At 53.1% G+C, this 24015-nt stretch carries 20 protein-coding genes; 19 read left to right on the top strand and 1 reads right to left on the bottom strand.

Going from position 1 to position 24015, the window contains the following annotated elements:
* Positions 1 to 14 precede the first annotated feature (14 nt).
* From ACYVUV_RS07905 to ACYVUV_RS07885, 5 genes are all read left to right on the top strand, one after another.
* Positions 15 to 1160, top strand: coding sequence for a helix-turn-helix domain-containing protein (locus tag ACYVUV_RS07905; protein ID WP_439775297.1), 1146 nt, complete (start codon positions 15 to 17; stop codon positions 1158 to 1160).
* Between the two features lie 44 nt (positions 1161 to 1204).
* On the top strand, positions 1205 to 1768 hold the full coding sequence (gene pgsA / locus ACYVUV_RS07900) for a CDP-diacylglycerol--glycerol-3-phosphate 3-phosphatidyltransferase (protein ID WP_439775298.1): 564 nt from the start codon (positions 1205 to 1207) through the stop codon (positions 1766 to 1768).
* Between the two features lie 207 nt (positions 1769 to 1975).
* Entirely contained in the window at positions 1976 to 3088 is a 1113-nt protein-coding gene (gene recA, locus ACYVUV_RS07895; protein ID WP_439775299.1) for a recombinase RecA, read from the top strand.
* A 148-nt stretch (positions 3089 to 3236) separates the two neighbouring features.
* Positions 3237 to 4880, top strand: a complete 1644-nt coding sequence (rny, locus tag ACYVUV_RS07890) for a ribonuclease Y (RefSeq protein WP_439775300.1) — start codon at positions 3237 to 3239, stop codon at positions 4878 to 4880.
* Between the two features lie 103 nt (positions 4881 to 4983).
* Positions 4984 to 6204 (top strand): glycosyltransferase family 4 protein, encoded by a 1221-nt coding sequence (locus ACYVUV_RS07885; protein ID WP_439775301.1) that lies wholly within the window; start codon positions 4984 to 4986, stop codon positions 6202 to 6204.
* A 51-nt stretch (positions 6205 to 6255) separates the two neighbouring features.
* On the opposite strand, the gene ACYVUV_RS07880 is transcribed toward ACYVUV_RS07885, so the two are convergent.
* Positions 6256 to 6915 carry a YigZ family protein gene (locus tag ACYVUV_RS07880; RefSeq protein WP_439775302.1) on the bottom strand — a complete coding sequence of 220 codons (660 nt, stop codon included), beginning with the start codon at positions 6913 to 6915 and terminating at the stop codon, positions 6256 to 6258.
* Positions 6916 to 6959: 44 nt separating this feature from the next.
* Here ACYVUV_RS07880 and ACYVUV_RS07875 point away from each other — a divergent pair, with 44 nt between their 5' ends.
* From ACYVUV_RS07875 to ACYVUV_RS07810, 14 genes are all read left to right on the top strand, one after another.
* Positions 6960 to 8237 (top strand): DEAD/DEAH box helicase, encoded by a 1278-nt coding sequence (locus ACYVUV_RS07875; protein ID WP_439775303.1) that lies wholly within the window; start codon positions 6960 to 6962, stop codon positions 8235 to 8237.
* Positions 8234 to 8920, top strand: a complete 687-nt coding sequence (locus ACYVUV_RS07870) for a ComFC family protein (protein ID WP_439775304.1) — start codon at positions 8234 to 8236, stop codon at positions 8918 to 8920. Before ACYVUV_RS07875 ends, ACYVUV_RS07870 begins: the two co-directional genes overlap by 4 nt.
* A 79-nt stretch (positions 8921 to 8999) precedes the next feature.
* Positions 9000 to 9557, top strand: a complete 558-nt coding sequence (gene hpf / locus ACYVUV_RS07865) for a ribosome hibernation-promoting factor, HPF/YfiA family (protein WP_439775305.1) — start codon at positions 9000 to 9002, stop codon at positions 9555 to 9557.
* 159 nt (positions 9558 to 9716) lie between these two features.
* Positions 9717 to 12119: a preprotein translocase subunit SecA gene (gene secA / locus ACYVUV_RS07860; protein WP_439775306.1), complete on the top strand. Its 2403-nt coding sequence runs from the start codon at positions 9717 to 9719 to the stop codon at positions 12117 to 12119.
* 89 nt (positions 12120 to 12208) lie between these two features.
* Positions 12209 to 13325, top strand: a protein-coding gene (gene prfB, locus ACYVUV_RS07855; protein ID WP_439775307.1) for a peptide chain release factor 2 whose coding sequence is annotated in 2 segments (ribosomal slippage) — positions 12209 to 12280 and positions 12282 to 13325 — 1116 coding nt in all. Because the reading frame shifts where the segments join, the coding sequence is not laid out codon by codon here.
* A 10-nt stretch (positions 13326 to 13335) separates the two neighbouring features.
* Positions 13336 to 13638, top strand: a complete 303-nt coding sequence (locus ACYVUV_RS07850) for a hypothetical protein (protein ID WP_439775308.1) — start codon at positions 13336 to 13338, stop codon at positions 13636 to 13638.
* Positions 13613 to 14572, top strand: coding sequence for an HPr(Ser) kinase/phosphatase (hprK, locus tag ACYVUV_RS07845; protein WP_439775321.1), 960 nt, complete (start codon positions 13613 to 13615; stop codon positions 14570 to 14572). Before ACYVUV_RS07850 ends, hprK begins: the two co-directional genes overlap by 26 nt.
* Positions 14572 to 15405, top strand: coding sequence for a prolipoprotein diacylglyceryl transferase (lgt, locus tag ACYVUV_RS07840; protein ID WP_439775309.1), 834 nt, complete (start codon positions 14572 to 14574; stop codon positions 15403 to 15405). The genes hprK and lgt overlap by 1 nt, the downstream gene beginning before the upstream one ends.
* A gap of 5 nt (positions 15406 to 15410) precedes the next feature.
* Entirely contained in the window at positions 15411 to 16427 is a 1017-nt protein-coding gene (locus tag ACYVUV_RS07835) for an NAD(P)H-dependent glycerol-3-phosphate dehydrogenase (protein WP_439775310.1), read from the top strand.
* Positions 16428 to 16501: 74 nt separating this feature from the next.
* A complete protein-coding gene (gene trxB / locus ACYVUV_RS07830; protein ID WP_439775311.1) occupies positions 16502 to 17434 on the top strand; it encodes a thioredoxin-disulfide reductase in 933 nt (310 codons plus the stop codon).
* Between the two features lie 122 nt (positions 17435 to 17556).
* Positions 17557 to 19599 (top strand): excinuclease ABC subunit UvrB, encoded by a 2043-nt coding sequence (gene uvrB / locus ACYVUV_RS07825; protein ID WP_439775312.1) that lies wholly within the window; start codon positions 17557 to 17559, stop codon positions 19597 to 19599.
* On the top strand, positions 19589 to 22447 hold the full coding sequence (gene uvrA / locus ACYVUV_RS07820) for an excinuclease ABC subunit UvrA (RefSeq protein WP_439775313.1): 2859 nt from the start codon (positions 19589 to 19591) through the stop codon (positions 22445 to 22447). The genes uvrB and uvrA overlap by 11 nt, the downstream gene beginning before the upstream one ends.
* Positions 22448 to 22543: 96 nt before the next feature.
* Positions 22544 to 23086, top strand: coding sequence for an HdeD family acid-resistance protein (locus ACYVUV_RS07815; protein WP_439775314.1), 543 nt, complete (start codon positions 22544 to 22546; stop codon positions 23084 to 23086).
* A gap of 120 nt (positions 23087 to 23206) precedes the next feature.
* On the top strand, positions 23207 to 24010 hold the full coding sequence (locus tag ACYVUV_RS07810; protein ID WP_439775315.1) for a M55 family metallopeptidase: 804 nt from the start codon (positions 23207 to 23209) through the stop codon (positions 24008 to 24010).
* Positions 24011 to 24015 lie beyond the last annotated feature (5 nt).

Below are 24015 nucleotides of genomic sequence, written 5' to 3'. Positions count from 1 at the left end.
TGAAGAGGTTAATAATGTCAGGCATTGGAGAACAATTACGTAAAGCAAGAGAGGCCAAGGGCCTTTCAATTTCCGATATTGAGAAGGCTACGAAGATCCAGAGCCGCTACCTGGAAGCGATCGAAAACAACGAATTCGACAAGCTGCCAGGCGACTTTTATGTCCGGGCCTTCATCCGGCAATACGCGCAAATCGTCGGCTTGGACGGCAAGGAATTGCTGAGCCAGTACCAAGGCGAAGTTGCAAACGAAGTCACGAATGAAGTCAGTCAGCCGGCAGAAAGCCCGGCCCAAGAAGTTCATGAAGAAGCTGAAGTGCCAGCTCCAGCAGAGCCGGCGGAAAAGGAAACAGTCCGTCCAGTCAGCCGGCCAGCCAAGCGGGAAATCGCTGAAGAACCTGCCAAGGACGCCAAGTGGCGCAAGCTGGTTCCGCGCCTGGCCCTGGGCTGCGGGATTGCTCTCCTGCTTTTGATCGGGGGGATGGTCGTTGCCAACATGAGAAAGACCGGGTCAAGCAGCCAGAAGGAAAATGCTGGCTCCAGTGTCACGATCACTTCCAAGAAATCTTCCAGCAAGAAGAGCTCATCTGCTTCTTCATCATCCAAGAAGAAGACCAGCTCAATCAAGGTTGCTTCACTTGGCGGCTCAAGCTACCGGGTAACTGGCATCAAGTCCAGCACTCCTTTGGTAGTCCGCTCAAGCAAGCAAAGCATCTACTACTACGTTTCCGTTGACAATGTGATCACCAACCAGGGGACCCTGCAAAGCGGTGAAAAGCACACGGAAACTGTCAAGAAGGGGCAGACTTTGATCGTCTACTTGGGTACTGACACTGGCGTTACGGTAACCGTTGGCGGCAAGAAGATTCCATTCACCCCAATCAACGGCACTACCCGCTTGACCATCTACCTGGGTGACAGCTCTGCTTCATCATCAACTAGCTCTGCCGCAAGCAGCAGCACGAACACTAACACCAATACCAGCACCAGCACGAGCTACAGCAGCCGGACCAGTTCTAGCGTTCAAAGTTCAGCTTCAAGCCGGCCAGCTGCTTCCAGCTCCAGCGTTCAATCAAGCTCTCAAGCTTCATCCAGCGCTGCTCCAAGCAGCCAGTCATCAGCTGCTCCGTCATCATCTGCCGCTTCCAGCAGCAAGCAATAAGAGAAGAATGACTATTAAGTCTGAAAAGTGAGGAATTTAAAGCAATGAATTTACCAAATAAACTGACTGTTTTCCGAATCTTCTTGATTCCTGTCTTCATGATCCTGCTGATCGCCCAATGGCCAGCTGGCTCATTCACCCTGGCAGGGACTGAAATTCTGTGGAGCCGGGTGGTTGCCATGATCGTTTTTGCCGTTGCTTCAGCAACTGACTGGTTTGACGGCCACATCGCCCGGTCCCGGGGACTGGTAACCAATTTTGGTAAGTTTGCTGACCCGCTGGCTGACAAGATGCTGACTATGACAGCCTTCATCTTCATGGTTGAATTGAAGCTTGCCCCAGCCTGGGTTGTAGCGATCATCGTCTGCCGGGAACTGGCTGTTACCGGCCTGCGCTTGATCGTGGTTGAAAACAACGGCAAGGTTATGGCTGCAGCCATGCCTGGCAAGATCAAGACCACCTGCCAGATGCTGTCAATCATCTTCCTGCTCTTTGGCGACATCTTCCACCTGGGCACCATTTTGCTCTACCTGGCTCTGATCTTCACGATCTATTCCGGCTACGACTACTTCCATTCATCATGGGACGTCTTCAAGGGGTCAATGTAAGCATTTAGAAAATCACTATTCTTTAAAAATGAGTATCAGCGAGGTACTCATTTTTTATTTTTTAGGCAAGTTTTGGGAAAAAAAGGCTTTTTTCTTGTACTAGTAAGTGGAGGAGAAATAATTTGAACGTTAGTTCGGATTTTTCTTGCTTTTTACCCGGCCTTCAAAGTATAATGTTTATTAGTAAGTTTCCAGGAGGGAAAAAATTTGGCTAAAGATGAAAAACAAGCTGCTCTTGAAGCTGCTTTAAAGAAAATTGAAAAGAATTTCGGTAAAGGCGCGGTCATGCGGATGGGCGAGAAGGTCGACACCCAGATCTCAACTGTTCCATCAGGCTCACTGGCCCTGGACGCGGCTTTGGGCGTGGGCGGCTACCCGCGGGGCCGGATCGTGGAAATCTACGGGCCGGAATCTTCCGGTAAGACCACTGTTGCCTTGCACGCCGTAGCCGAAGTGCAGAAGCGGGGCGGCACGGCTGCCTACATCGACGCGGAAAACGCCATGGACCCGGCTTACGCTGAAGCCCTGGGCGTGGACATCGACCAGCTGATCCTGTCTCAGCCAAACACTGGGGAAGAAGGGCTGCAGATTGCGGACACCTTGATTTCCAGCGGGGCCATTGACATTGTCGTGGTCGACTCAGTTGCTGCTTTGGTGCCGCGGGCTGAAATCGAAGGTGAAATGGGCGACTCCCACGTCGGCCTGCAGGCCCGCTTGATGAGCCAGGCCTTGCGCAAGCTCTCCGGCACGATTGCCAAGACCAAGACCATTGCCATCTTCATCAACCAGATCCGGGAAAAGGTCGGCGTCATGTTCGGCAATCCCGAAACCACCCCAGGTGGCCGGGCTCTGAAGTTCTACTCAACCATTCGGCTGGAAGTCCGCCGGGCTGAGCAGATCAAGCAGTCCACCAACGTTATCGGGAACCGGGTCAAGATCAAGGTGGTCAAGAACAAGGTTGCCCCGCCATTCAAGGTAGCTGAAGTCGACATCATGTACGGGCAGGGGATTTCCCAGTCCGGCGAACTGCTGGACATGGCCGCTGACCAGGACATCGTCGACAAGGCCGGGGCCTGGTACTCCTACCATGGCGAAAAGATCGGCCAGGGCCGGGAAAACGCCAAGAAGTACCTGGAAGAGCACCCGGACATCTACGAGGACATCCAGTCCCAGGTCCGCAAGGCTTACGGGATCGATGCTGAATCTCTGGAAGAAAAGGAAAATCCAGAGAAGATCAAGGAGCAGCGGGCTAAGAAGGCAGCTGCCCCTGCTGAAGACAAGCAAGAAGCGGCTGCAAGCCCGGAAAAGACTGATAAATAGGCCATTTTTGCCGAAAAGAAAGATTGCCAGCAAGATCGCGGCAATCTTTTTTGTTTCTTCAAATGCAGCTAAGGAATTGACTTGACCAAAAATGTAACATATGATTAGTAATGTGTGAATAATTCTAAATAAAAAGGCGACGTAACTCATGATGAATAATACTATATTTTTTCTCGCAACAGTCGCTGTAATTTTTCTTATTTCACTTGTCGTGGGATGCCTGATTGGTTATGCCATCCGGAAGAATGCCTGGGAAACCAAGGCAGAAAACGCCCGGCAGAGCGGGGAGGCAATTTTGGCCAAGGCGAAAGCCGAAGTCGAAGTAGCCAAGGCCGAAGTCCAGGCGCAGAAACAGGCCGCCGAAGCCGTTAAGCGGGATGCTGAAACGGAGAAGAAGGCCAAGATCCTGGAGGCCCAGGAAGAAATCAGGGATTACCGGCAGAAGGTTGAAGACGAGCTGAACGCGCGCCGCGATGAAGCGGCCCGCAAGGAAAACCGCCTTCAGCAGAAAGAAGATACCCTGGATCACCGCAGCAGCCTGCTCGATGACCGGGAGAAACAACTCACACAAAGGAAAGACCAAATCAAACAGCAGGAAGAAAAAGCTGCTGGTTTGCTGGAAGAAGCGCATGGGCTGGTAGAGAAGCAGAATGACAAGCTGCTGGAAATCTCCCGCTTAGACGAAGAAGAGGCCAAGAAGATCGTCTTGGCCCAGGTCTCCGACCACTTGACCAAGGAGAAGGCGGAGATGATTCGGGCTAACGAGGAAGAAATCAGTGCCAGAGCCGACCGCTTTGCCCACCAAATCATCGTGGATGCCATCCAGAGCAGCGCGGCGGATACGGTCGCGGAAACGACCGTGTCAGTCGTGGATTTGCCAAATGATGACATGAAGGGGCGGATCATTGGCCGTGAAGGCCGGAACATCCGCTCCTTTGAAGCCATGACTGGGGTTGACCTGATCATTGACGATACGCCAAAGACGGTTACCTTGAGCGGTTTTGACTCCATCAGACGGGAAGTTGCCAAGCGGGCCCTGCAGAAACTGATCAAGGACGGGCGGATTCATCCGGCCCGGATCGAAGAGATGGTTGACAAGGCGCGCAAGGAAGTCAACGACGATATTTACGAGGCCGGCGAAAGTGCCTTGATGGAACTGGGCATCCACCGGATGAACCCGGAACTGGTCAAGATCCTGGGCCGGTTAAAGTACCGGACTTCCTATGGCCAGAACGTGCTGGCGCACTCGATTGAAGTCGGGAAGCTGGCCGGGACCATGGCAGCTGAACTTGGTTTGGATGAAAAATTAGCGGTTCGCGCGGGATTATTACACGATATTGGCAAGGCAATTGACCACGATATCGAAGGCTCCCACGTAGAAATCGGTGTTGAATTGACCCGGAAATACCATGAACCGGACCTGGTGGTCAACGCGATTGCTGCCCACCACGGCGACGTGCCGAAGCTCTCCTTTATTGCTGACCTGGTTGTGGCGGCGGACACGATTTCCTCCGCCCGGCCTGGGGCCAGAAGCGAAAGCTTGGAGAACTACATCCGCCGCTTGACCGAACTGGAAGACATTGCTGGCAGCTATGACGGCGTCAAGCAGGCATATGCCATCCAGGCCGGCCGGGAGGTCCGCGTAATGGTTGAGCCGGCCAAGATCTCAGATGATGAGACCACGGTTCTGGCCCACGAAATCCGGGACAGGGTCGAGAAAGAACTCGATTACCCAGGCAATATCAAGATCACCGTAATACGGGAGAAACGTGCCGTGGCAGTTGCCAAATAATAAAGAAAGTCCAGATTGATTTCTGGACTTTTTTGTTACCATTTGGCAAATCGCCTTAAAGCCCGGTATAATTAATTCAACTAGACTCAGAAAGCAGAATTTCATGTTTAAGATTATCGTTGACCTTTTTTTACTGGTGATCATCCAAGTGGCGATCACGCCTTTCATCCGGCGCCTGGCCTTTGTCCTGGGGGCAGTGGACAATCCTAACGCCCGCCGGGTCAACAAGAAGCCTATGCCGACTATCGGGGGGCTGGGAATTTTCGTGACCTACAACATCGGGACCTTCATTTTGCTCAGAGAGCAGTTCCCGACCCACGAGCTTTTTGCCCTCCTGCTGGCTTCCAGCGTGATCGTCTTGACCGGGATGATTGATGACATTTTAGAACTCAAGCCCGGGCAAAAAATGGCCGGGATCTTTGTCGCGGCCATGATCACATACTACTTGGCCGAAGTCAGGATGACAGAGCTGAACATTCCTTTTACCGGCCAGACTATCAACCTGCCATGGTATCTCAGCCTGCCGGTTACCATCTTCTGGATCCTGGCCTTGACTAATGCGGTCAACTTGATTGACGGCTTAGATGGCCTGGCCGCCGGGGTCTCCTGCATCTCCCTTTTGACCATGGGGATTGTCGGCTACTTCTTCTTGCGCAACCAGGGCCTGTACGTGCCGATTGCCTGCTTCATGCTGGCGGCTTGCCTAATGGGCTTTCTGCCTTACAACTTTAACCCGGCCAAGATCTTTTTGGGCGACACTGGGGCCCTCTACTTGGGTTTCATGATCTCGGTATTAGCCTTAAAAGGCTTGAAGAACGTGACCTTCATTTCTCTTTTGGTGCCGGTGATCATCTTGGGCGTGCCGATCTCTGACACGGTCTATGCCATGATCCGCCGCAAGCTGAACAAGAAGCCGATTTCCCAGGCGGATAAGCACCACCTTCACCACCAGCTGATGAACCTGGGCTTGACCCAAAGACAGACGGTGCTGGTGATTTACGCCCTGTCTTTGATTTTCTCTTTTGTGTCCATGCTCTTCCTCTTGTCGCCGCTCTGGGCCATGGCCCTCTTGCTGGTCGGTCTCTTGATCGCTGTTGAGCTCTTTGTGGAATCGATTGGCCTTTTAGGGGAAAAATACAAGCCCCTCAGCCACTTGATTAACCGCTTGGTCCTGCATAGCACCCACACCAAGGAGCCAGACGTTGAAGTCTGGCACCAGGGTGAGGCCAAGCCCCAGAAGTGGCAGGAGCGGTCTAAGGGCGGCCACCGGCCGGCTGACAAAAAGGCTACTGGTAAAAATAGCGATAAAGATAAAAAACAATAAAACTGAACAGATAAAAGAAATGACCAAGCAGAAATGCTTGGTCATTTTTGGTCAGAATCTTTTTTCGCCGCTTTTGACGGGAATTTCGTTATAGCGCTGGTCACCCTTGATCAGGTCTGGTTCCCCGTTTAAGAGCTCGGTCAAATCGCTGATGAAGGGGTCAATCTGGTCCAGGTCGAGGTAGACGGAAATGGTGATGTTTACGCCGTATTCAGTGCCGGCAACATAGACCTCTTTCTCCTTGAGGAAGTGGTCGACCTTGTCATAGCGGTTGTAGGGGATGGTAAAAATCAATTCCTGTTGCTTGACCCGCTTGACGATGCCGATTGCTTCAGCTGCTTCGCTGACGCTGGAAGAATATGCCCGGATGAGGCCGCCGGCCCCTAATTTGATTCCGCCGAAATACCTGGTCACGACGACGGCGACATTTTTTAGGCCCATCAATTGCAGAGTCTTTAATTCCGGCACCCCGGCTGTCCCGCTTGGTTCGCCGTTGTCGCTGCTTTTGACCCGGTCATCATTGATGCCCAGGGTGTAAGCATAGGTGTTGTGGGTGGCGTCGTGGTACTTTTTGCTGGTAGCGGCGATGAAGTCCCGGGCTTCTTCTTCATCCTGGATCCGGGCAAAAGTCGCGATAAAGCGGCTCTTCTTGATGACCAGCTCATGCTGGCCGTTTTCTTTGATCGTTAAAAAATCTGCTTCTTTTGACAAAAAATCATCCCTTTTTGGTGTATTAGTTAGTGGAGGCGAAAAAAGTGACAGAAGAAAAAGAATCTCTGGCCGGCCGCCAATGGCTGGTTGACAAAGTGGATAATAGCATAAAAGAGGGGCAGACGGCAATTCCTGCCATAGAAAATGGCATCTGCCAGCGCTGCGGCAGCTCCTGCTGGGCGCGTCTGCCGTCGGGATTTTTGTATTGCCGCGCTTGCGTGGGCCTGGGCCGGCTGGATGAGGGCAAGCTTTTGGTCCGGCAAGCCGCTAGCGGCTCTTATCCGGCTAAAGCGGGGATGACCTGGACTGGGCAGCTGCAAGAGCGCCAGGAGGGCGTGAGCCGCTTTTTGCTGGAAAAATTCGCGGCTAAAGAGGACTGCCTGGTCGAGGCCGTGACTGGGGCGGGGAAAACGGAGATGATTTTTCCCTTATTGGCTGAGGCTTTCAGCCGCGGCTGCCGGGTGGCTATCGCCACGCCCAGAATCGACGTGGTCAATGAGCTTTATCCCCGCCTGGTGGCCGCCTTCGGGGAAGTGGAGATCGGCAAGTATCATGGCCGGGAGGAAAAGCAGCCCGCCAATGAGCAGCTGGTCATCTGCACGACCCACCAATTGCTTAAGTACTACCAGGCCTTTGATCTTTTGATCATCGACGAGATCGACTCCTTCCCTTATGCCGGCAATCCCCAGCTGCATTTTGCCGCGGGCAATGCCGTTAAGAAAACGGGCAGCCGGGTCTTTTTGACGGCGACGCCGCCAGAGGACCTGCTGAAAAAAGTCAAGCAGGGGAAACTGGCCGTCGTTAGGCTCAACCGCCGCTTTCACGGCTACCCCTTGCCCGTGCCCCGGCTTGACTTCTACATTAAGCCCTTTTTGGCCAAGGGCCGCCTGCATCCCAAGCTGGCCCGGCGGATCAAAATGGCCGCGGAAAGTGGCCACCCCCTTTTAGTCTTTTTGCCCAGAATTTCCCAGATGCCCCAGTATTTTTCCGCCGTCAAAAAGCTCCTGCCAAATAAACGCCTGGCAACAGTCTACGCCCAGGACCCGGACCGGCTGGAGAAGGTGGAGAAATTCAGAAAAGGAGAGCTCGACCTGCTCTTGACGACCACAATCTTGGAGCGGGGGGTTACTTTTAAGCATGTCTGGGTGATCATCGTGGCGGCTGACGATGAGATCTATTCCGCCGCTAGCTTAGTCCAAATCGCCGGCCGGGTGGGCAGAGACAAGCAGGACCCGGACGGCTTGGTCTTGTTTTGCTACCGGCGCTACAGCCGGCAGATCAGAAGCGCGGTCAAGCAGATCAAGGAGATGAACCGGGGATGAGCCTTTGCCTTTTTTGCGACCAGGTTTTTACCGAAGACCTGGATATCAGGCGCCTGCTTTTGCCGGGCAAAATTAAGACTTCCTGCCTCTGCCCAGCCTGCCGCAAGCAGTTTGACCAAATCGGCCCTGTCTTTTGCCCCCAGTGCGGCCGCCGGCAGGCTAATGGGGAAATCTGCCAGGACTGCCAGAAGTGGCGGCGGATCTACCAGGGAGATTTTTTGCAAAACCAGGCAGTTTACTGCTACAACCAGGCCTTTCACGACTTGATGGTCCGCTACAAGCGCTACGGGGACTACCTGCTCTGCCAAGTCTTGCAGGAATTAGCCGCCCCGGCTGTCCAGAAATTAGCAGCTGACTACTACGTGCCTGTCCCGACTTCACCCGAGCACCGGAAGAAGCGGGGCTATGATACAGTCTGGGAAATTTTTAATCCTCTTTTGCCTCTAACTCCGCTTTTAGCCAAGAAGGCAGGGGCTGGGGCCCAGGGAGAAAAGGACAAAAAAGCCCGGATGCAGGCCAAGCAAAATTTCTTTCTAAATCCGGAATTTAGGGGTAAAATAACAGGCAAGATCATCCTTTTGGATGACATTTACACCACAGGCCGAACGCTTTATCACGCGCGCGACGCGATTGAAACGGCTTTTCCTGAATGCCAGGTCGAAAGTTTTTCAATTAGTCGCTAAATATTTTCACAAAGCGCTTTCAAGTTTGGTATAATATGGGTGTAAAGAAACCGCGCAAGCGGGAAAGGAGATAATTATTATGTTAAAGTACAATGTTCGTGGCGAAAATATTGAAGTCACTGAAGCTTTGAGAGACTATGTTGAAAAGCGCTTGACCAAGTTGGAAAAGTACTTTGATCTGAGCCAGGACGTAATCGCTCATGTAAATCTGAAGGTATACCGTGACCACTCAGCTAAGGTTGAAGTAACTATCCCGCTTCCATACCTGGTTTTGAGAGCTGAAGAAACTACGGATGACATGTACCGCAGCATTGACTTTGTTTCCGAAAAGCTTGAACGCCAAATCAGAAAGTACAAGACCCGCGTCAACCGCAAGAGCCGGGAAAAGGGCGTAGAAGAATTCTTTGTTCCTGAAGAAGCTCCGGTTGAAGAAGAGAAGGAAGAAAAGGCTCCAATGTTCAAGATCGTCCGCAACAAGCGGGTTAACTTGAAGCCAATGGACCCAGAAGAAGCCATCTTGCAAATGGACATGCTGGAACACGACTTCTTCGTCTTCCAAGACGCTGAAACCAACGGCACCAGCGTGGTTTACCGCCGCAACGACGGCAGCTACGGCTTGATTGAAACTAACGAATAGTTTTGCCGGATATCTAACTGAATACTAAGGCAGCAAGCCAGGCAGGGCACGATAATTATTGTGCCCTGCTTATTTTTGTAGATTATTTTAATTTTTGGCAGTTACATGTTAAAATTATTCTGTGATTTTAGACTAAATATCAGAATTAAGGACGATTAGATGGCAAACATTTTAAAGAAGTTATACAACGCTGACAAAAGAGAACTTAAGCGTTTTGAAAAAATTGCTGACCAAGTAGAGTCATACGCTGACCAAATGGCCGCTCTTTCTGACGAAGAATTGCAGGCCAAGACGCCGGAATTCCGCAGCCGCATCGAAAAGGGCGAAAGCTTAGACGACCTGCTGCCGGAAGCCTTCGCCGTATCCCGGGAAGCTTCCAAGCGGGTCTTGGGCCTGTACCCATTCCGCGTGCAGATCCTGGGTGGGATTGCCCTGCACCGGGGCAACATTGCCGAAATGATGACCGGTGAAGGTAAGACCTTGACGGCCACCATGCCGGTTTACCTCAACGCTTTGTCCGGCAAGGGCGTGCACGTTGTTACTGTCAACGAATACCTGTCCAGCCGTGACGAAACTGAAATGGGCCAGCTCTACCGCTGGCTGGGCCTGACGGTCGGCTTGAACGTCAGCACCATGTCCCCGGAAGAAAAGCGGGAAGCTTACGCTTGCGACGTAACCTACTCAACCAACTCCGAACTGGGCTTTGACTATCTCCGGGACAATATGGTTGTCTACAAGGAACAAATGGTTCAGCGGCCGCTTAACTACGCCATCATCGACGAAGTTGACTCCATCTTGATCGACGAAGCACGGACGCCTTTGATCATTTCCGGTGAAGCTGAACAAGCCAACGCCGACTATGTCCGGGCTGACCGCTTTGTCAAGAAACTGGTTGAAGACAAGAGCGACAATGACGCTGATGACGATGAAGACCACGGCGACTACAAGATCGACTGGCCAACCAAGACCATTTCCCTGACCAGAACCGGGATCCAGAAGGCCTGCGACCACTTTGGCCTCAAGAACCTTTACGATGTTGAAAACCAGAAGCTGGTTCACCACATCGATCAAGCCCTGCGGGCCAACTACATCATGCTCAAGGACATTGACTACGTGGTTCAAGATGGTGAAGTCTTGATCGTCGACTCCTTTACCGGCCGTGTCATGGAAGGCCGGCGCTACTCAGACGGCCTGCACCAGGCCATCGAAGCCAAGGAAGGGGTCAAGATCCAGGAAGAATCCCAGACCCAGGCCACGATTACTTACCAGAACTACTTCAGAATGTACAAGAAGCTGGCCGGGATGACCGGTACGGCCAAGACTGAAGAAGAAGAATTCCGTGAAATCTACAACATGGAAGTCATCACTATCCCGACCAACCGGCCAGTCATCAGACAGGACATGCCAGACCTGCTCTACCCGACCCTGGACTCCAAGTTCAAGGCCGTGGTTGACGAAATCAAGCAGCGGCACGCCAAGGGCCAGCCAATCCTGGTCGGCACGGTGGCCATTGAATCTTCTGAACGCTTGAGCCACATGCTGGACAAGGAACACATCCCGCACGCTGTCTTGAACGCCAAGAACCACGCCAAAGAAGCAGCCATCATCATGAATGCCGGCCAAAGAGGGGCAGTCACGATTGCCACTAACATGGCCGGGCGTGGGACTGACATCAAGCTGGGGCCTGGCGTCAAGGAACTGGGCGGTTTAGCCGTAATCGGGACTGAAAGACACGAATCCCGCCGTATCGACAACCAGCTGCGGGGCCGGTCCGGCCGGCAGGGTGACCCGGGCTACACCCGCTTCTACCTGTCCCTGGAAGACGACTTGATGAAGCGCTTTGGGGGCGACCGGGTCAAGGACTTCCTTGACCGCCTGTCTGACAATGACGACGACAAGGTTATCGAAAGCCGTTTGATCACCCGCCAGGTTGAATCTGCCCAGAAGCGGGTTGAAGGGAACAACTACGACACCCGTAAGCAGACCCTGCAATACGACGACGTTATGCGGATCCAGCGTGAAATTATCTACAAGGAACGGATGCAGGTCATCGATGAGCAGAAGTCTTTGAAGAGCGTCTTGATGCCAATGATCCACCGGACTATTGACCACCAAGTGGACATGTTCACCCAAGGCGACCGGTCAACTTGGCGCCTGGACTCTTTGCGTGACTTCATCGTGTCCAGCCTGGCCAGTGAAGAATACGTTGATTCAGAAATCGACTTTAAGACCTTCACGCCAGATGCCCTTAAGAAGCAGCTTTACCAACTGGTTGAAGACAACTACCAGGAAAAAGAATCTGCCCTGGCTGACCCGGAACAAATGCTGGAATTTGAAAAAGTGGTTATCCTGCGCGTGGTTGACGAACACTGGACCAACCATATCGACGCTATGGACCAATTGCGGCAGTCAATCGGGCTGCGGGGCTATGGCCAGCTTAACCCACTGGTTGAATACCAGGACTCCGGCTACAACATGTTTGAAGAAATGATCAGCGACATCGAGTTTGACGTGACTCGCCTCTTCATGAAGGCTCAGATCAGAAACAACTTGAGTCGTTAATAAATTATAAAAGAGGGGGCGGGAGCCTCCTCTTTTTGGTTATAATCTAAGTAAGTCAAAACAAGAATTTTTAGCAAAGGAAAAAGACAATGGAAATCAGTGAAATTCAAAATGCTTTAGACGAGTTGCGGACCCGGCTTAACCACTTCAGGGGGTCTCTTTGACTTCGATAATATCAGCGAAAGCATTGAAATCAACGAAGCTAAAATGGCGGAACCGGGTTTTTGGGACAATCAGGAAAAGGCCCAGAAATTGATCAGTGAGACCAACTTGCTTAAGGAAAAGCGGGACTCCTTCCTGGCCTTGGAAAAAGACCTAACCGATGAGGAAACCGCCCTGGAATTGCTGCGCCTGGAAGCAGATGAAGACTTGCAAAAGGACACCGAAGACCAGCTGGCCAAGCTGCAGGAAGAGTTCCACCAGTATGAACTGAGCCTGCTCTTGTCGGGCGAGTATGATGACCACAATGCCTTGATGGAAATCCACCCAGGCGCCGGCGGTACTGAAGCCATGGACTGGGGCAACATGCTGCTCCGGATGTACCAGCGCTATTGTGACTCCCGCGGTCTGAAATTTGAAGTCAACAACTTTGAGCCAGGCGATGAAGCCGGCTTAAAGAGCGTCAGCGTCCGGATTTCCGGCAAGAATGCCTATGGGCTGCTCAAGTCTGAACACGGAGTTCACCGCCTGGTCCGGATTTCGCCTTTTGATTCAGCCAAAAGACGGCACACTTCTTTTGCCTCGGTTGAAGTTATCCCTGAAGTCGATGACTCCATTGAAATCGACATTGACCCGAAGGACCTCAGAATCGACGTCTACCGGTCATCCGGGGCGGGCGGCCAGCACATTAACAAGACTTCCAGTGCCGTCCGGATCACCCACATTCCAACCGGGATCGTGACGACTTCCCAGGCCCAGCGCTCCCAGTTCCAGAACCGGGATACGGCCATGAATGAAATGCGGGCCAAGCTTTTCCACCTGGAAGAAGAAAAGAAGCGCAAGGAAAAGGCGGCCTTGAAGGGCGAGCAGCTGGATATTGCCTGGGGTTCCCAGATCCGGTCTTACGTCTTCCACCCTTACAGCATGGTTAAAGACCACCGGACCGGCTATGAAACTGCTGATGTGAGCGGAGTCATGGACGGGAAGCTGGATCCCTTCATCTATGCATACCTTCAGTGGCGTTTGAGCCAAGAGAACCCAGAATAAGAGGAAAAACATGTCATTTATCACGATTGTACTGCTGGTTTTGGCGGCTGTAGTTGCCCTGGCCCTGCTCTCGGTTTTCTTCAAGGCCTTGATCGCCTTGCTGCCGGTGGGTCTGGTCGTAATTTTGCTTTTATGGCTCTACTACCGCTTTTACTGGCGGAAAAAATACCAGCTGCCCAGCCGGCCGGAATCCAGTTGGTTCAAGCCAGGCCAGGCAGATCCGGAGCGGCCGCGGAAACAGGCGCAAGATGTGACAGTGCGAGATGTTGATGAGAGTGAGGCACATGATGACGAACAAGGTAAAACTAACTGAACTTATTAATGACAATTCCAACCTGCGGGTTCTGCAGGGACAAGAATATGTGGCCGGCAAGAAGATTACGGTTTCCGACGTTTACCGGCCGGGACTGGAATTAAGCGGCTACTTTGATTTTTACCCGGCTGACCGGGTCCAGCTTTTGGGCAGAACAGAAATCTCATACGCTGCCCGCCTGGATCACGACCTGCGCCGGCGGGTTTTTGAAAAAATCTGCCAAAAAGAAACTCCCTGCCTGCTGGTTTCCCGCAATCTGCCGGTGCCAGCTGAACTGAAGGAGGCGGCGGAAGCAGCCGGGACTCCGATTTTGATTTCCAACGACACCACGACCTACTTGATGAGCATGATTACCCAGTACCTGGCCGTGAAGCTGGCCGAAAGAAGCAGCGTCCACGGGGTCTTGGTCGAAGTCTTTGGGATGGGGGTTCTCTTAACCGGGGAATCCGGGGTCGGCAAGTCCGAAACTGCCCTGGCCCTGGTTCAGCACGGTCACCGTTTGATCGCTGACGACCGGGTGGACGTCTACCAGAGGGACCACGAGACCGTGGTCGGGGAAGCCCCACGCATTTTGAAGCACTTGATGGAAATCCGGGGGATCGGGATTATTGATGTCCTTAAGCTCTTTGGGATTGGGGCCATCAAGGACGAAACAGAGATTTCCCTGGTCATCAACCTGACCAACTGGGACTCCAAGGCCAATTACGACCGCCTGGGCTTCCAGGAAAACACCCGGATCATCTGCGGCATCGCGGTGCCGCAGGTCACCATCCCGGTTAAGGTCGGCCGGAACATGGAAAATATCGTGGAAGTGGCCGTCATGAACTTTAGAGCTAAGGCCATGGGCTTTGACGCGGCCAAGACTTTTGACGAAAACTTGACTAGCTTGATCGCGGAAAATACCGAAGAAGAACAGCGGGGTGAAGACGACTAGTGACTTTAGCACTGAATCCAATTGCCTTCAGTATCGGCAACATTCATGTCCGCTGGTACGGAATCATCATCGCCTGCGGAATCCTGCTGGCCACCTTCATGTCCATCAGAGAAGGGCAAAGACGGCAGATTATGAGCGACGACTTCATCGACCTGCTCTTGTGGGGCGTGCCGATCGGCTTTATCGGGGCCCGGATCTATTACGTCATTTTTGAATGGGGCTACTTCTCCCAGCACCCGGATGAGATTATCGCCATCTGGAACGGGGGGATCGCCATTTACGGGGGCTTGATCGCCGGGGCAATCGTCCTCTTGGTCTTCTGCTACCGGCGCTTCTTGCCGCCATTTCTGGTCCTGGACATCGTGGCACCTGGCGTGATGGCGGCCCAGGTCCTGGGCCGGTGGGGCAACTTCATGAACCAGGAAGCCCACGGGGCCAAGTGCAGCCTGCAGTATCTGCAAAACCTTCACTTGCCCCAGTTCATCATCGACCAGATGTATATTAATGGCAGCTACTACAAGCCGACCTTCTTGTATGAATCCTTCTTCAACCTGATCGGCTTGATCATTATCCTTTCCTTGCGCCACAAGAAGCATCTTTTTAAGCAAGGGGAAGTCTTCATGTTCTACCTGGCCTGGTATTCCGTGGTCCGCTTTTTCGTGGAAGGGATGCGGACGGACAGCCTTTATATCTTCGGCGTCATCCGGGTTTCCCAGGCCCTCAGCCTCCTGCTTTTAATAGCTGTGGTTATTTTATTTGTCTACCGGCGTGTCAAAGTCAAGCCAAAGTGGTATCTTGATGGTAGCGGTCTAAAATATCCATACGAGAGGTAGAAAAAATGACAAAAATTTCCGTTTTAGGCGCCGGTTCCTGGGGGTCAGTCCTGGCTTCCATGCTGGCTGACAACGGCCACGAGGTGGCCCTTTACGCCCACCGGCAAGTTATTGCTGATGAGATCAACCAAGACCACACCAACTTGCACTACATGAAGGACTGGACCTTGAAGCCGAGCGTCTGGGCCAGCATCGACATGGGGCAGGTTCTAAAAGACTGTGACATTATCCTCTTTGCTGTGCCGACCAGCGCCATCCGGTCAGTGGCTAAAGCAGTCCGGCAGTTTTTGGACGAAAGTGGCCGCCAGCCTTACCTGGTTTCGGCCACCAAGGGGATTGAGCCGGGGACTAAAAAGCTGGTTTTGCAGATTTTTAAAGACGAAATCTACCCGGATGGCTTTGACAAGATGATCGTCCTGTCCGGTCCCAGCCACGCGGAAAATACCGCCCAAAAGGACCTGACGGCCATCACCTTAGCTTCAACCAGTCTGGACAACGCGGCCAAGATGCAGAAGATTTTTTCAAATGACTACGTCCGCTTCTACACCAGCAACGACCCAATCGGGGTCCAGGTCGGCGGAGCCGTGAAGAATGTCATCGCCATCGCCGCCGGGATCCTGGCGGGCCTGGGCTACGGGGACAATGCCAAGGCGGCCTTGATGACCCGGGGGCTGGCGGAAATCACCCGCCTGGGCGTGGCCTTTGGCGGCCAGCCTTGGACCTTCAGCGGCCTGTCCGGGATCGGCGACTTGATCGTCACTTGTACATCAGTTAACTCCCGGAACTGGCGCTGCGGCTACCAGCTGGGCCAGGGCAAGCCATTGGATGAAGTTTTGGCCAACATGGGCCAGGTGGTTGAAGGGGCCACGACCGTCAAGGCCGTCCACGAAATTTGTGACAAGTATTCTTTGGACATGCCGATTTCAGCTTCCATCTACAAGGTCCTCTATGAGGGAGCCCAGATCGACGATGAGATCAAGCTGATGATGAGCCGGCAGATGGGACCGGAAATCAGAATCTAAGCAGGGGGGCTTGCAATCTTTTGCAAATCCTGTATTATATTACTTGTAAAAAGTAAGTAACAAGGAGGCTGTTTATGACCAAAGAAGTTGACGTAGTAATCATTGGTGCCGGTCCAGCCGGCATGACGGCGGCGGTTTACGCGGCCCGGGCCAACCTGAAGACGGTGCTCTTAGACCGGGGGATTTACGGGGGGCAGATGAACAATACTGCCGACATCGACAATTACCCGGGCTTTGTGGAAGTCCAGGGGCCGGAATTGGGCGAAAAGATGTACCAGACCGTGCAAAACGCCGGGGCCAGCTATGAATATGGCGACGTCCAGGCCGTCAAGCTGGAAGGCGACTACAAGCGGGTGATTACTGACAGCGAGGAATACCTGGCTCCAGCCGTGATCATCGCGACTGGCTCAGAGCACAAGCACTTGAACGTGCCGGGGGAGGAAACTTATTCCGGCCATGGTGTTTCTTACTGCGCCGTCTGCGATGCAGCCTTCTTCAGAGATGAAGACGTGACTGTGATCGGCGGGGGCGACTCAGCCATCCAGGAAGGGCTCTACCTGGCCCAGTCTGCCAAGTCAGTCACGGTCGTTCACAGAAGAGACCAGCTGCGGGCCAAGCCTGAACTGCAGGAGAAGGCCTTCAAGCACCCGAAGATCAAGTTCGTCTGGAACGCCTTGACCGAAGAAATCGTCGGTGAAGACGGCAAGGTCAGCGGGATCCGCTACAAGGACAAGGTCAGCGGGGAAGAGAAGGAATTTGCCACCAAGGGCGTCTTCATTTACGTGGGCGTTTTGCCAGTGACCAAGGCCCTGGAAGACCTGGACATCTTGGACGAAAACGGCTGGATTCCAACTGATGAATTGATGCGGACCCGGCAGGAAGGGATTTTCGCGGCCGGCGACGTGCGGCCAAAGGACCTGCGCCAGGTCACGACCGCCGTTGGCGAAGGCAGCGTGGCCGGGCAGGAAGCTTACAACTACCTGCAAGCCAAGGGATTTTTGAAATAGATATTCAAAGCAGCGGACAAAAAGTCTGCTGCTTTTTTCTTTGAGCAAAATATTGTTAGAATCTATGTTCGGGTAGTAAAATAGAGTACGACTGATTATTGCAAGTTTAAGGGGGGAGAACCGTGATCAAGCGGCAAGACAACAACAAATTTGAACTCGTCTCACCATATAAGCCCGCTGGTGACCAGCAGCAGGCCATCGACCAGCTCGTGGCCGGCTTTAAGGCCGGCGATAAAGAGCAGATCCTCAAGGGAGCAACGGGGACGGGGAAGACCTATACCATGGCCAATGTAATTGCCAAAATGAACAAGCCGACCCTGGTCATTACCCACAACAAGACCCTGGTTGGCCAGCTCTACAATGAATTTAAGGAATTTTTCCCAAACAATGCCGTGGAATACTTCGTTTCCTACTATGACTACTACCAGCCGGAAGCCTACGTGCCCCAGTCAGACACTTATATTGAAAAAGACGCCTCGATCAACGATGAAATCGACCAGCTGCGGCACGCGGCTACCAGCGCCTTGATGTCCAGAAACGATGTCATCGTGGTGGCTTCTGTTTCTTGCATCTACGGCTTGGGTGACCCAAGAGAATACGCGGCCAGCGTCTTAAACGTCTACACCGGCCAGGAATACGAAAGAAACACCCTGCTCAGGGACCTGGTCAACATCCAGTACGACAGAAACGACATCGACTTCCAGCGGGGCCGTTTCCGGGTTCGGGGCGACGTCGTGGAAGTTTTCCCGGCCGGCTATTCTGACCGGGCCTACCGGATTGAATTTTTTGGCGACGAAATCGACCGGATTGTCGAAGTCGACCCCTTGACCGGGGAAGTGCACGGGGTCAGAGACAGCATCTCCCTTTTCCCGGCAACCCACTTCATGACCAATGATGAGCAATTGGCCGGCGCTATCGACCGGATCAAGGCCGAAATGGATGAGCAGGTCAAGAAGTTTGAAAAAGAGGGCAAGCTGCTGGAAGCAGAAAGAATCAAGCAGCGGACCACCTATGATTTGGAAATGCTGAGAGAAGTCGGCTACACCAACGGGATTGAAAACTACTCCCGGCAGATGGAAAACCGCAAGGCCGGTGAGCCGCCTTACACCCTTTTGGACTTCTTCCCCAAGGATTCTTTGATTTTAATCGACGAATCCCACGCTACCATGCCGGAAATCCGGGCCATGTACAATGGGGACAGGAACAGAAAGCAGACCTTGATCGACTACGGCTTCCGCCTGCCGTCAGCTTTGGACAACCGGCCCTTGAAGCTGGAGGAATTTGAGCAGCACGTCAACCAGATCATGTACGTGTCAGCCACCCCGGGTGACTACGAATTAAACCGCACCAGCCGGATCGTGGAACAAGTCATCCGGCCAACCGGGCTTTTGGACCCGAAGATCGAAGTCCGGCCAATTGAAGGGCAGATCGACGACCTGGTTGCTGAAATCAACTTGAGGATCGAAAGAAACGAGCGGGTTTTTGTCACCACTTTGACCAAGAAGATGGCCGAAGACCTGACCGACTACTTGAAAGACCTGGGCATCAAGGTCCGCTACCTGCACTCGGACATCAAGACTTTGGAAAGAATGCAGATCATCCGGGACCTCCGCTTGGGCAAGTTTGACGTTTTGATCGGGATCAACCTGCTCAGAGAAGGGATCGACGTGCCGGAAGTTTCCCTGGTTGCCATTTTGGACGCGGACAAGGAAGGATTCCTGCGGGCTTACCGGCCGCTGATCCAGACTATGGGCCGGGCTGCCCGGAACGCCAATGGTGAGGTCATCATGTACGCTGACCGGATCACCGATTCCATGAAGCTGGCGATTGATGAAACGAACCGCCGCCGGGCCATTCAGATGAAATTCAACGAAGAGCACGGGATCGTGCCAAAGACTATCATCAAGCCGGTTCGGGACATGATCTCCGTGGTCAAGGCCGACAAGGAAGCAGAAAAGTCAGACTCCTTCGCCGACCTCAACTTCGATGAACTGACGGCCAAGCAGAAGAAGCAGATGATTAGCAACTTGCAAGAGCAGATGCAAGAGGCGGCCAAGCGCTTGGACTTTGAAAGCGCGGCTAACCTCCGCGACGCAATTATCGAGCTGGAAGGCTCGGTGAGAAAACCGATTAAGAAGAAAGGCAAGGACTTCAATGGCAGATAGAAAAATCGTCATCCGCGGTGCCCGCGAGCACAATTTAAAAGACATCGACGTAACCATTCCCAAAGACCAGCTGGTCGTTATTACCGGCCTGTCCGGCTCTGGCAAGAGCTCACTGGCTTTTGACACCCTGTATGCTGAAGGCCGGCGCCGCTATGTCGAATCCCTGTCCAGCTATGCCCGTCAGTTCCTGGGCCAGATGGACAAGGCGGACGTTGACTCAATCGACGGCCTCAACCCGGCTATTTCCATCGACCAGAAGACGACCTCCCACAACCCCCGCTCAACAGTCGGCACGGTTACTGAAATCAACGACTACCTCCGCCTGCTTTGGGCCAGAGTCGGCCACCCTTACTGTCCAAATGACGGCACCTTGATCCAGCGGCAGTCGGTGGACCAGATGGTGAGCCGGATCTTGGATTTGCCGGAAAGAAGCAAGATCCAGCTTTTGTCTCCGGTCATCCGGGGCAAGCGGGGCGAGCACAAGGAAGTTTTTGCCAGAATCCGCCGGGCCGGCTATGTCCGGGTGATCGTTGACGGCGAGATGCACGATGCCAGCGAAGAGTTTGCCTTGGAGAAAAACAAGCGCCACGACATTGAAATCGTGGTTGACCGCCTGGTTATCAAAGACGGGATCCGGTCCCGCCTCTTTGACTCGGCTGAAGCGGCCCTGCGCCTGTCTGAAGGCTACATGGATGTTGACGTAATTGGGGGCGAAAAGCTCAGCTTCTCTGAATACTATGCCTGTCCTCTTTGCGGCTTCACGGTTGGGGAAATGGAGCCCCGCCTCTTCTCCTTCAACGCGCCATTTGGGGCCTGCCCGGCCTGCGATGGCCTGGGGATGAAATTGGCGGTTGACCCGGACCTGGTGGTTCCGGATAAGGACAAGAGCTTAGCTGATGGTGCCCTGGCTCCTTGGGCAGGGTCAAAGTACTACATGGGGATGCTGGAGCAGGCCTGCCAGGCCTTGAAGATCCCGATGGACAAGCCTTTTAAAAAGCTGACCAAGCGGCAAAGAGACATCATTTTGAACGGGTCAGACAAGGAAATTCACTTCCACTTGGAAGGCGACTTTGGGGTCAACGACACCAAGCAGCCTTTTGAAGGGGTGATCAACAATGTCGACCGCCGCTATGCCAAGCCAATGTCCAAGTTCATGCAGGAAGTCATGGGCAAGTACATGACCGAGCTGCCCTGTGAGGTCTGTGGCGGCAAGCGGCTTAATGAGAAGGCTTTAGCAGTCAAGGTAAATGGCAAGAACCTGGCTGAGGCCAGCGATTTGTCAATCAAGGATGCCCTGGCCTTTTTCAAGGAAGTTGACTTAAGCGAGCAGGAAGCAGCCATTGCCAAGCCGATTTTGAAAGAAGTCTGCGACCGCTTGAACTTTTTGGTCAGCGTCGGCCTGGACTACTTGACTTTGTCCAGATCAGCCGGGACTTTGTCCGGTGGGGAAGCCCAGCGGATCCGTCTGGCCACCCAGATTGGCTCCAACCTGTCAGGGGTCATGTACGTTTTGGACGAACCTTCTATTGGCCTGCACCAGCGGGATAATGACCGCTTGATTGCATCTTTGAAGCGGATGCGGGATTTGGGCAACTCCTTGATTGTCGTTGAACACGATGATGAAACCATGCGGGCAGCAGACTATTTGATCGACATGGGACCAGGCGCCGGCAGTTTTGGCGGGGAAGTCATGGCGGCCGGCACGCCGGAAGAAGTCATGGCCAATCCAAAGTCTTTGACCGGCCAGTACCTGCGGGGAGAAAAGTTCATTCCAGTTCCATTGAAGCGGCGCAAGGGCAGCGGCAAGAAGCTGAAGCTGACCGGGGCAGCGGAAAACAACTTGAAGAACATTACCGTTGAATTTCCATTGAGCGAATTCGTGGTCGTGACCGGGGTTTCCGGGTCCGGCAAGTCTACCCTGGTCAACCAAATTTTAAAGAGAGTCCTGGCCCAGAAGCTCAACCATAATTCCGCCAAGCCGGGCAAGTATGAGAAACTGACCGGCTGGAAGAATATCGAAAAGGTGATCGACATTGACCAGAGCCCGATCGGCCGGACGCCGCGGAGCAACCCGGCGACCTACACCAGTGTCTTTGACGATATCCGGACCCTTTTTGCCCAGACCAATGAAGCCAAAATGCGGGGCTACACCAAGGCCCGCTTCTCCTTCAACGTCAAGGGCGGGCGCTGCGAGACCTGCCACGGGGACGGGATCCTCAAGATTGAAATGAACTTCCTGCCAGACGTCTACGTTCCTTGTGAGGTCTGCCACGGCCAGCGCTATAATTCCGAAACCCTGGAAGTGACCTACCGGGAAAAGAACATTGCCCAAGTTCTGGACATGACCATCAGTGAAGCCTGCGACTTCTTCGTCAATATTCCAAAGATCCACCGCAAGCTGCAGACCATCGTTGATGTGGGCCTGGGCTATGTCAAGCTGGGGCAGCCTGCGACCACTTTATCCGGCGGGGAAGCCCAGCGGATGAAACTGGCCAGCGAACTGCAAAAATTGTCGACTGGGAAGAATTTCTATATTCTGGATGAACCAACTACCGGTCTGCATACCGATGACATCAAGCGTCTTTTGGAAGTCCTCCAGCGCCTGGTTGACCAGGGCAACACTGTTTTGGTAATTGAGCACAACCTGGACGTAATTAAGACGGCTGACTGGCTGATCGACCTGGGGCCGGACGGCGGTGAGCGGGGCGGCCAGGTGGTTTGCACGGGGACGCCGGAAGAAGTTGCGGCTTGCCCAGAGTCCTGGACTGGCAAATACCTCAAGCCGGTTTTGGACCGGGACAAGGCTTTGACTGAAAAGAGCCTTGCAAATAAAGAAAAAGAATCTTAATTCGCCCCTAAACCTTTTTCGCAAAATATTGTAAAATGAAAGCGGAAGCCAAAATAATTGTCAGAATTTTTGCATTAGTGTGAAAGGATGATTCTTATGTTTGATTCCGGCTTTAACGAAAAACGCGGTTTTGACTGGGGCGTTTTTATCGCGGGGGTTGTCTCCGTCGTTTTGAGCATTTTTCTCTTTGCCAACCCTGGCAAGGGCTTGCGGGGCCTGGTCATCATTTTGGCCGTCTTGTCGATCATGCAGGGGATCGCTTGGATCTCCATGTATGCTGGCTTTCACGGGATTTTTGGCCCGTCTTGGACCACCCTGTTATCGGGGATCTTTGACATTTTAGTCGGGATCTTCTTCCTGTGGAATAACAAGGTCGGGGCATACACGATTGCTATCGTGGTCTCCATTTGGTTCATCGTTGACTCGGTGATCGGGATTGTCTTTGCCTGGCACCTGCGTTTCTTTGAGACCGGCTGGTATTTCTTCTTCAACCTGCTCTTGAACATCCTGGGCCTGGTTGTCGGAATTATGCTTTTGTTTAGACCGGTTATCGCGGGGATGAGCACGGTCTACTTGATCGCGATCTACCTGATGATCTTCGGGATCAATGAGATTGCTTTGGCCTTCATGCACCGTTAAGCATGTCAAACTGCCGATACTTAACAGATTGTTTAAGTGTTGGCAGTTTTTTTGATGGTAAAATGTAAGCAAGCAGTAAAAAAGTGTAAGGAAAAAGCAAAAGCAGGGGAGGTTAGGCAAATGGAGAAAAAGATTTATATTTCCTGCGACATGGAGGGCTGCGCCGGCGTTACCAGCTGGGAGCAGACCCATTATGGGCATAAAGGCTACGACCTGGCCCTAAAAGAAATGACCAGGGAAACCGTGGCCGCGGTCAAAGCCTGCCAGAAAGCCGGCTATCAGGTGACGGTCAAAGACGGGCACGAAGACGGGATCAACCTGGACCCGGCCCTTTTGCCGGCAGGAACAGAACTGATCCAGGGCTGGGACTCTTCACCAGAAGAAATGATGGCTGGCATTTCCGCTGACTATGCCGGGGCAATCCATATTGGCAGCCATTCCCCGGCTGGCTCCAGTGAAACGCCCCTGGATCACACGGTGGAACATGGCTGGTATTCCTGGGTCAAGCTGAACGGAGAATTGGCTTCGGAATTTACCTTTAACAGCCTTTGCGCGGCCCAGTACGGGGTGCCTTCATTTTTCCTGGCTGGGGATGCCGGTATCTGCCGGCGGGCGGAAGAATTTTGCCCGGGCATCGTGACCTGTGCTACCAAAAAAGGGGTGGGCAGCGCGACTGTTAACAAGAGCCCGAAGGAAATAGAAGCGGCCATCATGACCGGGATCAAGGAAGCCTTGGCGGGTGCGGGCGGTCTGCCGCTTTTAGCTGACGAATACCTGCTGGAATTTTGCTTTTCTTCAGCTGGCCGGGCCAGAGCCGCCTCTTTTTATCCAGGAGCTGAAAGAGCAGGCGAGCGGGTCGTTTCCTACCGGGCCAAGAGCATTATGGAGCTTTTGACGGCGAAAATGTTCATGACGGAAATCTGAGGTGG

It is taken from the genome of Lactobacillus sp. WILCCON 0149 (assembly GCF_057197965.1).
This window is presented reverse-complemented; position numbering and strand designations above follow the sequence as displayed.

Bases quoted from the DNA above. Each gene is read 5' to 3' on its own strand.
- ACYVUV_RS07905 (WP_439775297.1), top strand. From the start codon at position 15: ATGTCAGGCATTGGAGAACAATTACGTAAAGCAAGAGAGGCCAAGGGC.
- pgsA (WP_439775298.1), top strand. From the start codon at position 1,205: ATGAATTTACCAAATAAACTGACTGTTTTCCGAATCTTCTTGATTCCT.
- rny (WP_439775300.1), top strand. From the start codon at position 3,237: ATGATGAATAATACTATATTTTTTCTCGCAACAGTCGCTGTAATTTTT.
- ACYVUV_RS07885 (WP_439775301.1), top strand. From the start codon at position 4,984: ATGTTTAAGATTATCGTTGACCTTTTTTTACTGGTGATCATCCAAGTG.
- ACYVUV_RS07870 (WP_439775304.1), top strand. From the start codon at position 8,234: ATGAGCCTTTGCCTTTTTTGCGACCAGGTTTTTACCGAAGACCTGGAT.
- hpf (WP_439775305.1), top strand. From the start codon at position 9,000: ATGTTAAAGTACAATGTTCGTGGCGAAAATATTGAAGTCACTGAAGCT.
- secA (WP_439775306.1), top strand. From the start codon at position 9,717: ATGGCAAACATTTTAAAGAAGTTATACAACGCTGACAAAAGAGAACTT.
- ACYVUV_RS07850 (WP_439775308.1), top strand. From the start codon at position 13,336: ATGTCATTTATCACGATTGTACTGCTGGTTTTGGCGGCTGTAGTTGCC.
- hprK (WP_439775321.1), top strand. From the start codon at position 13,613: ATGACGAACAAGGTAAAACTAACTGAACTTATTAATGACAATTCCAAC.
- ACYVUV_RS07835 (WP_439775310.1), top strand. From the start codon at position 15,411: ATGACAAAAATTTCCGTTTTAGGCGCCGGTTCCTGGGGGTCAGTCCTG.
- trxB (WP_439775311.1), top strand. From the start codon at position 16,502: ATGACCAAAGAAGTTGACGTAGTAATCATTGGTGCCGGTCCAGCCGGC.
- uvrA (WP_439775313.1), top strand. From the start codon at position 19,589: ATGGCAGATAGAAAAATCGTCATCCGCGGTGCCCGCGAGCACAATTTA.
- ACYVUV_RS07815 (WP_439775314.1), top strand. From the start codon at position 22,544: ATGTTTGATTCCGGCTTTAACGAAAAACGCGGTTTTGACTGGGGCGTT.
- ACYVUV_RS07810 (WP_439775315.1), top strand. From the start codon at position 23,207: ATGGAGAAAAAGATTTATATTTCCTGCGACATGGAGGGCTGCGCCGGC.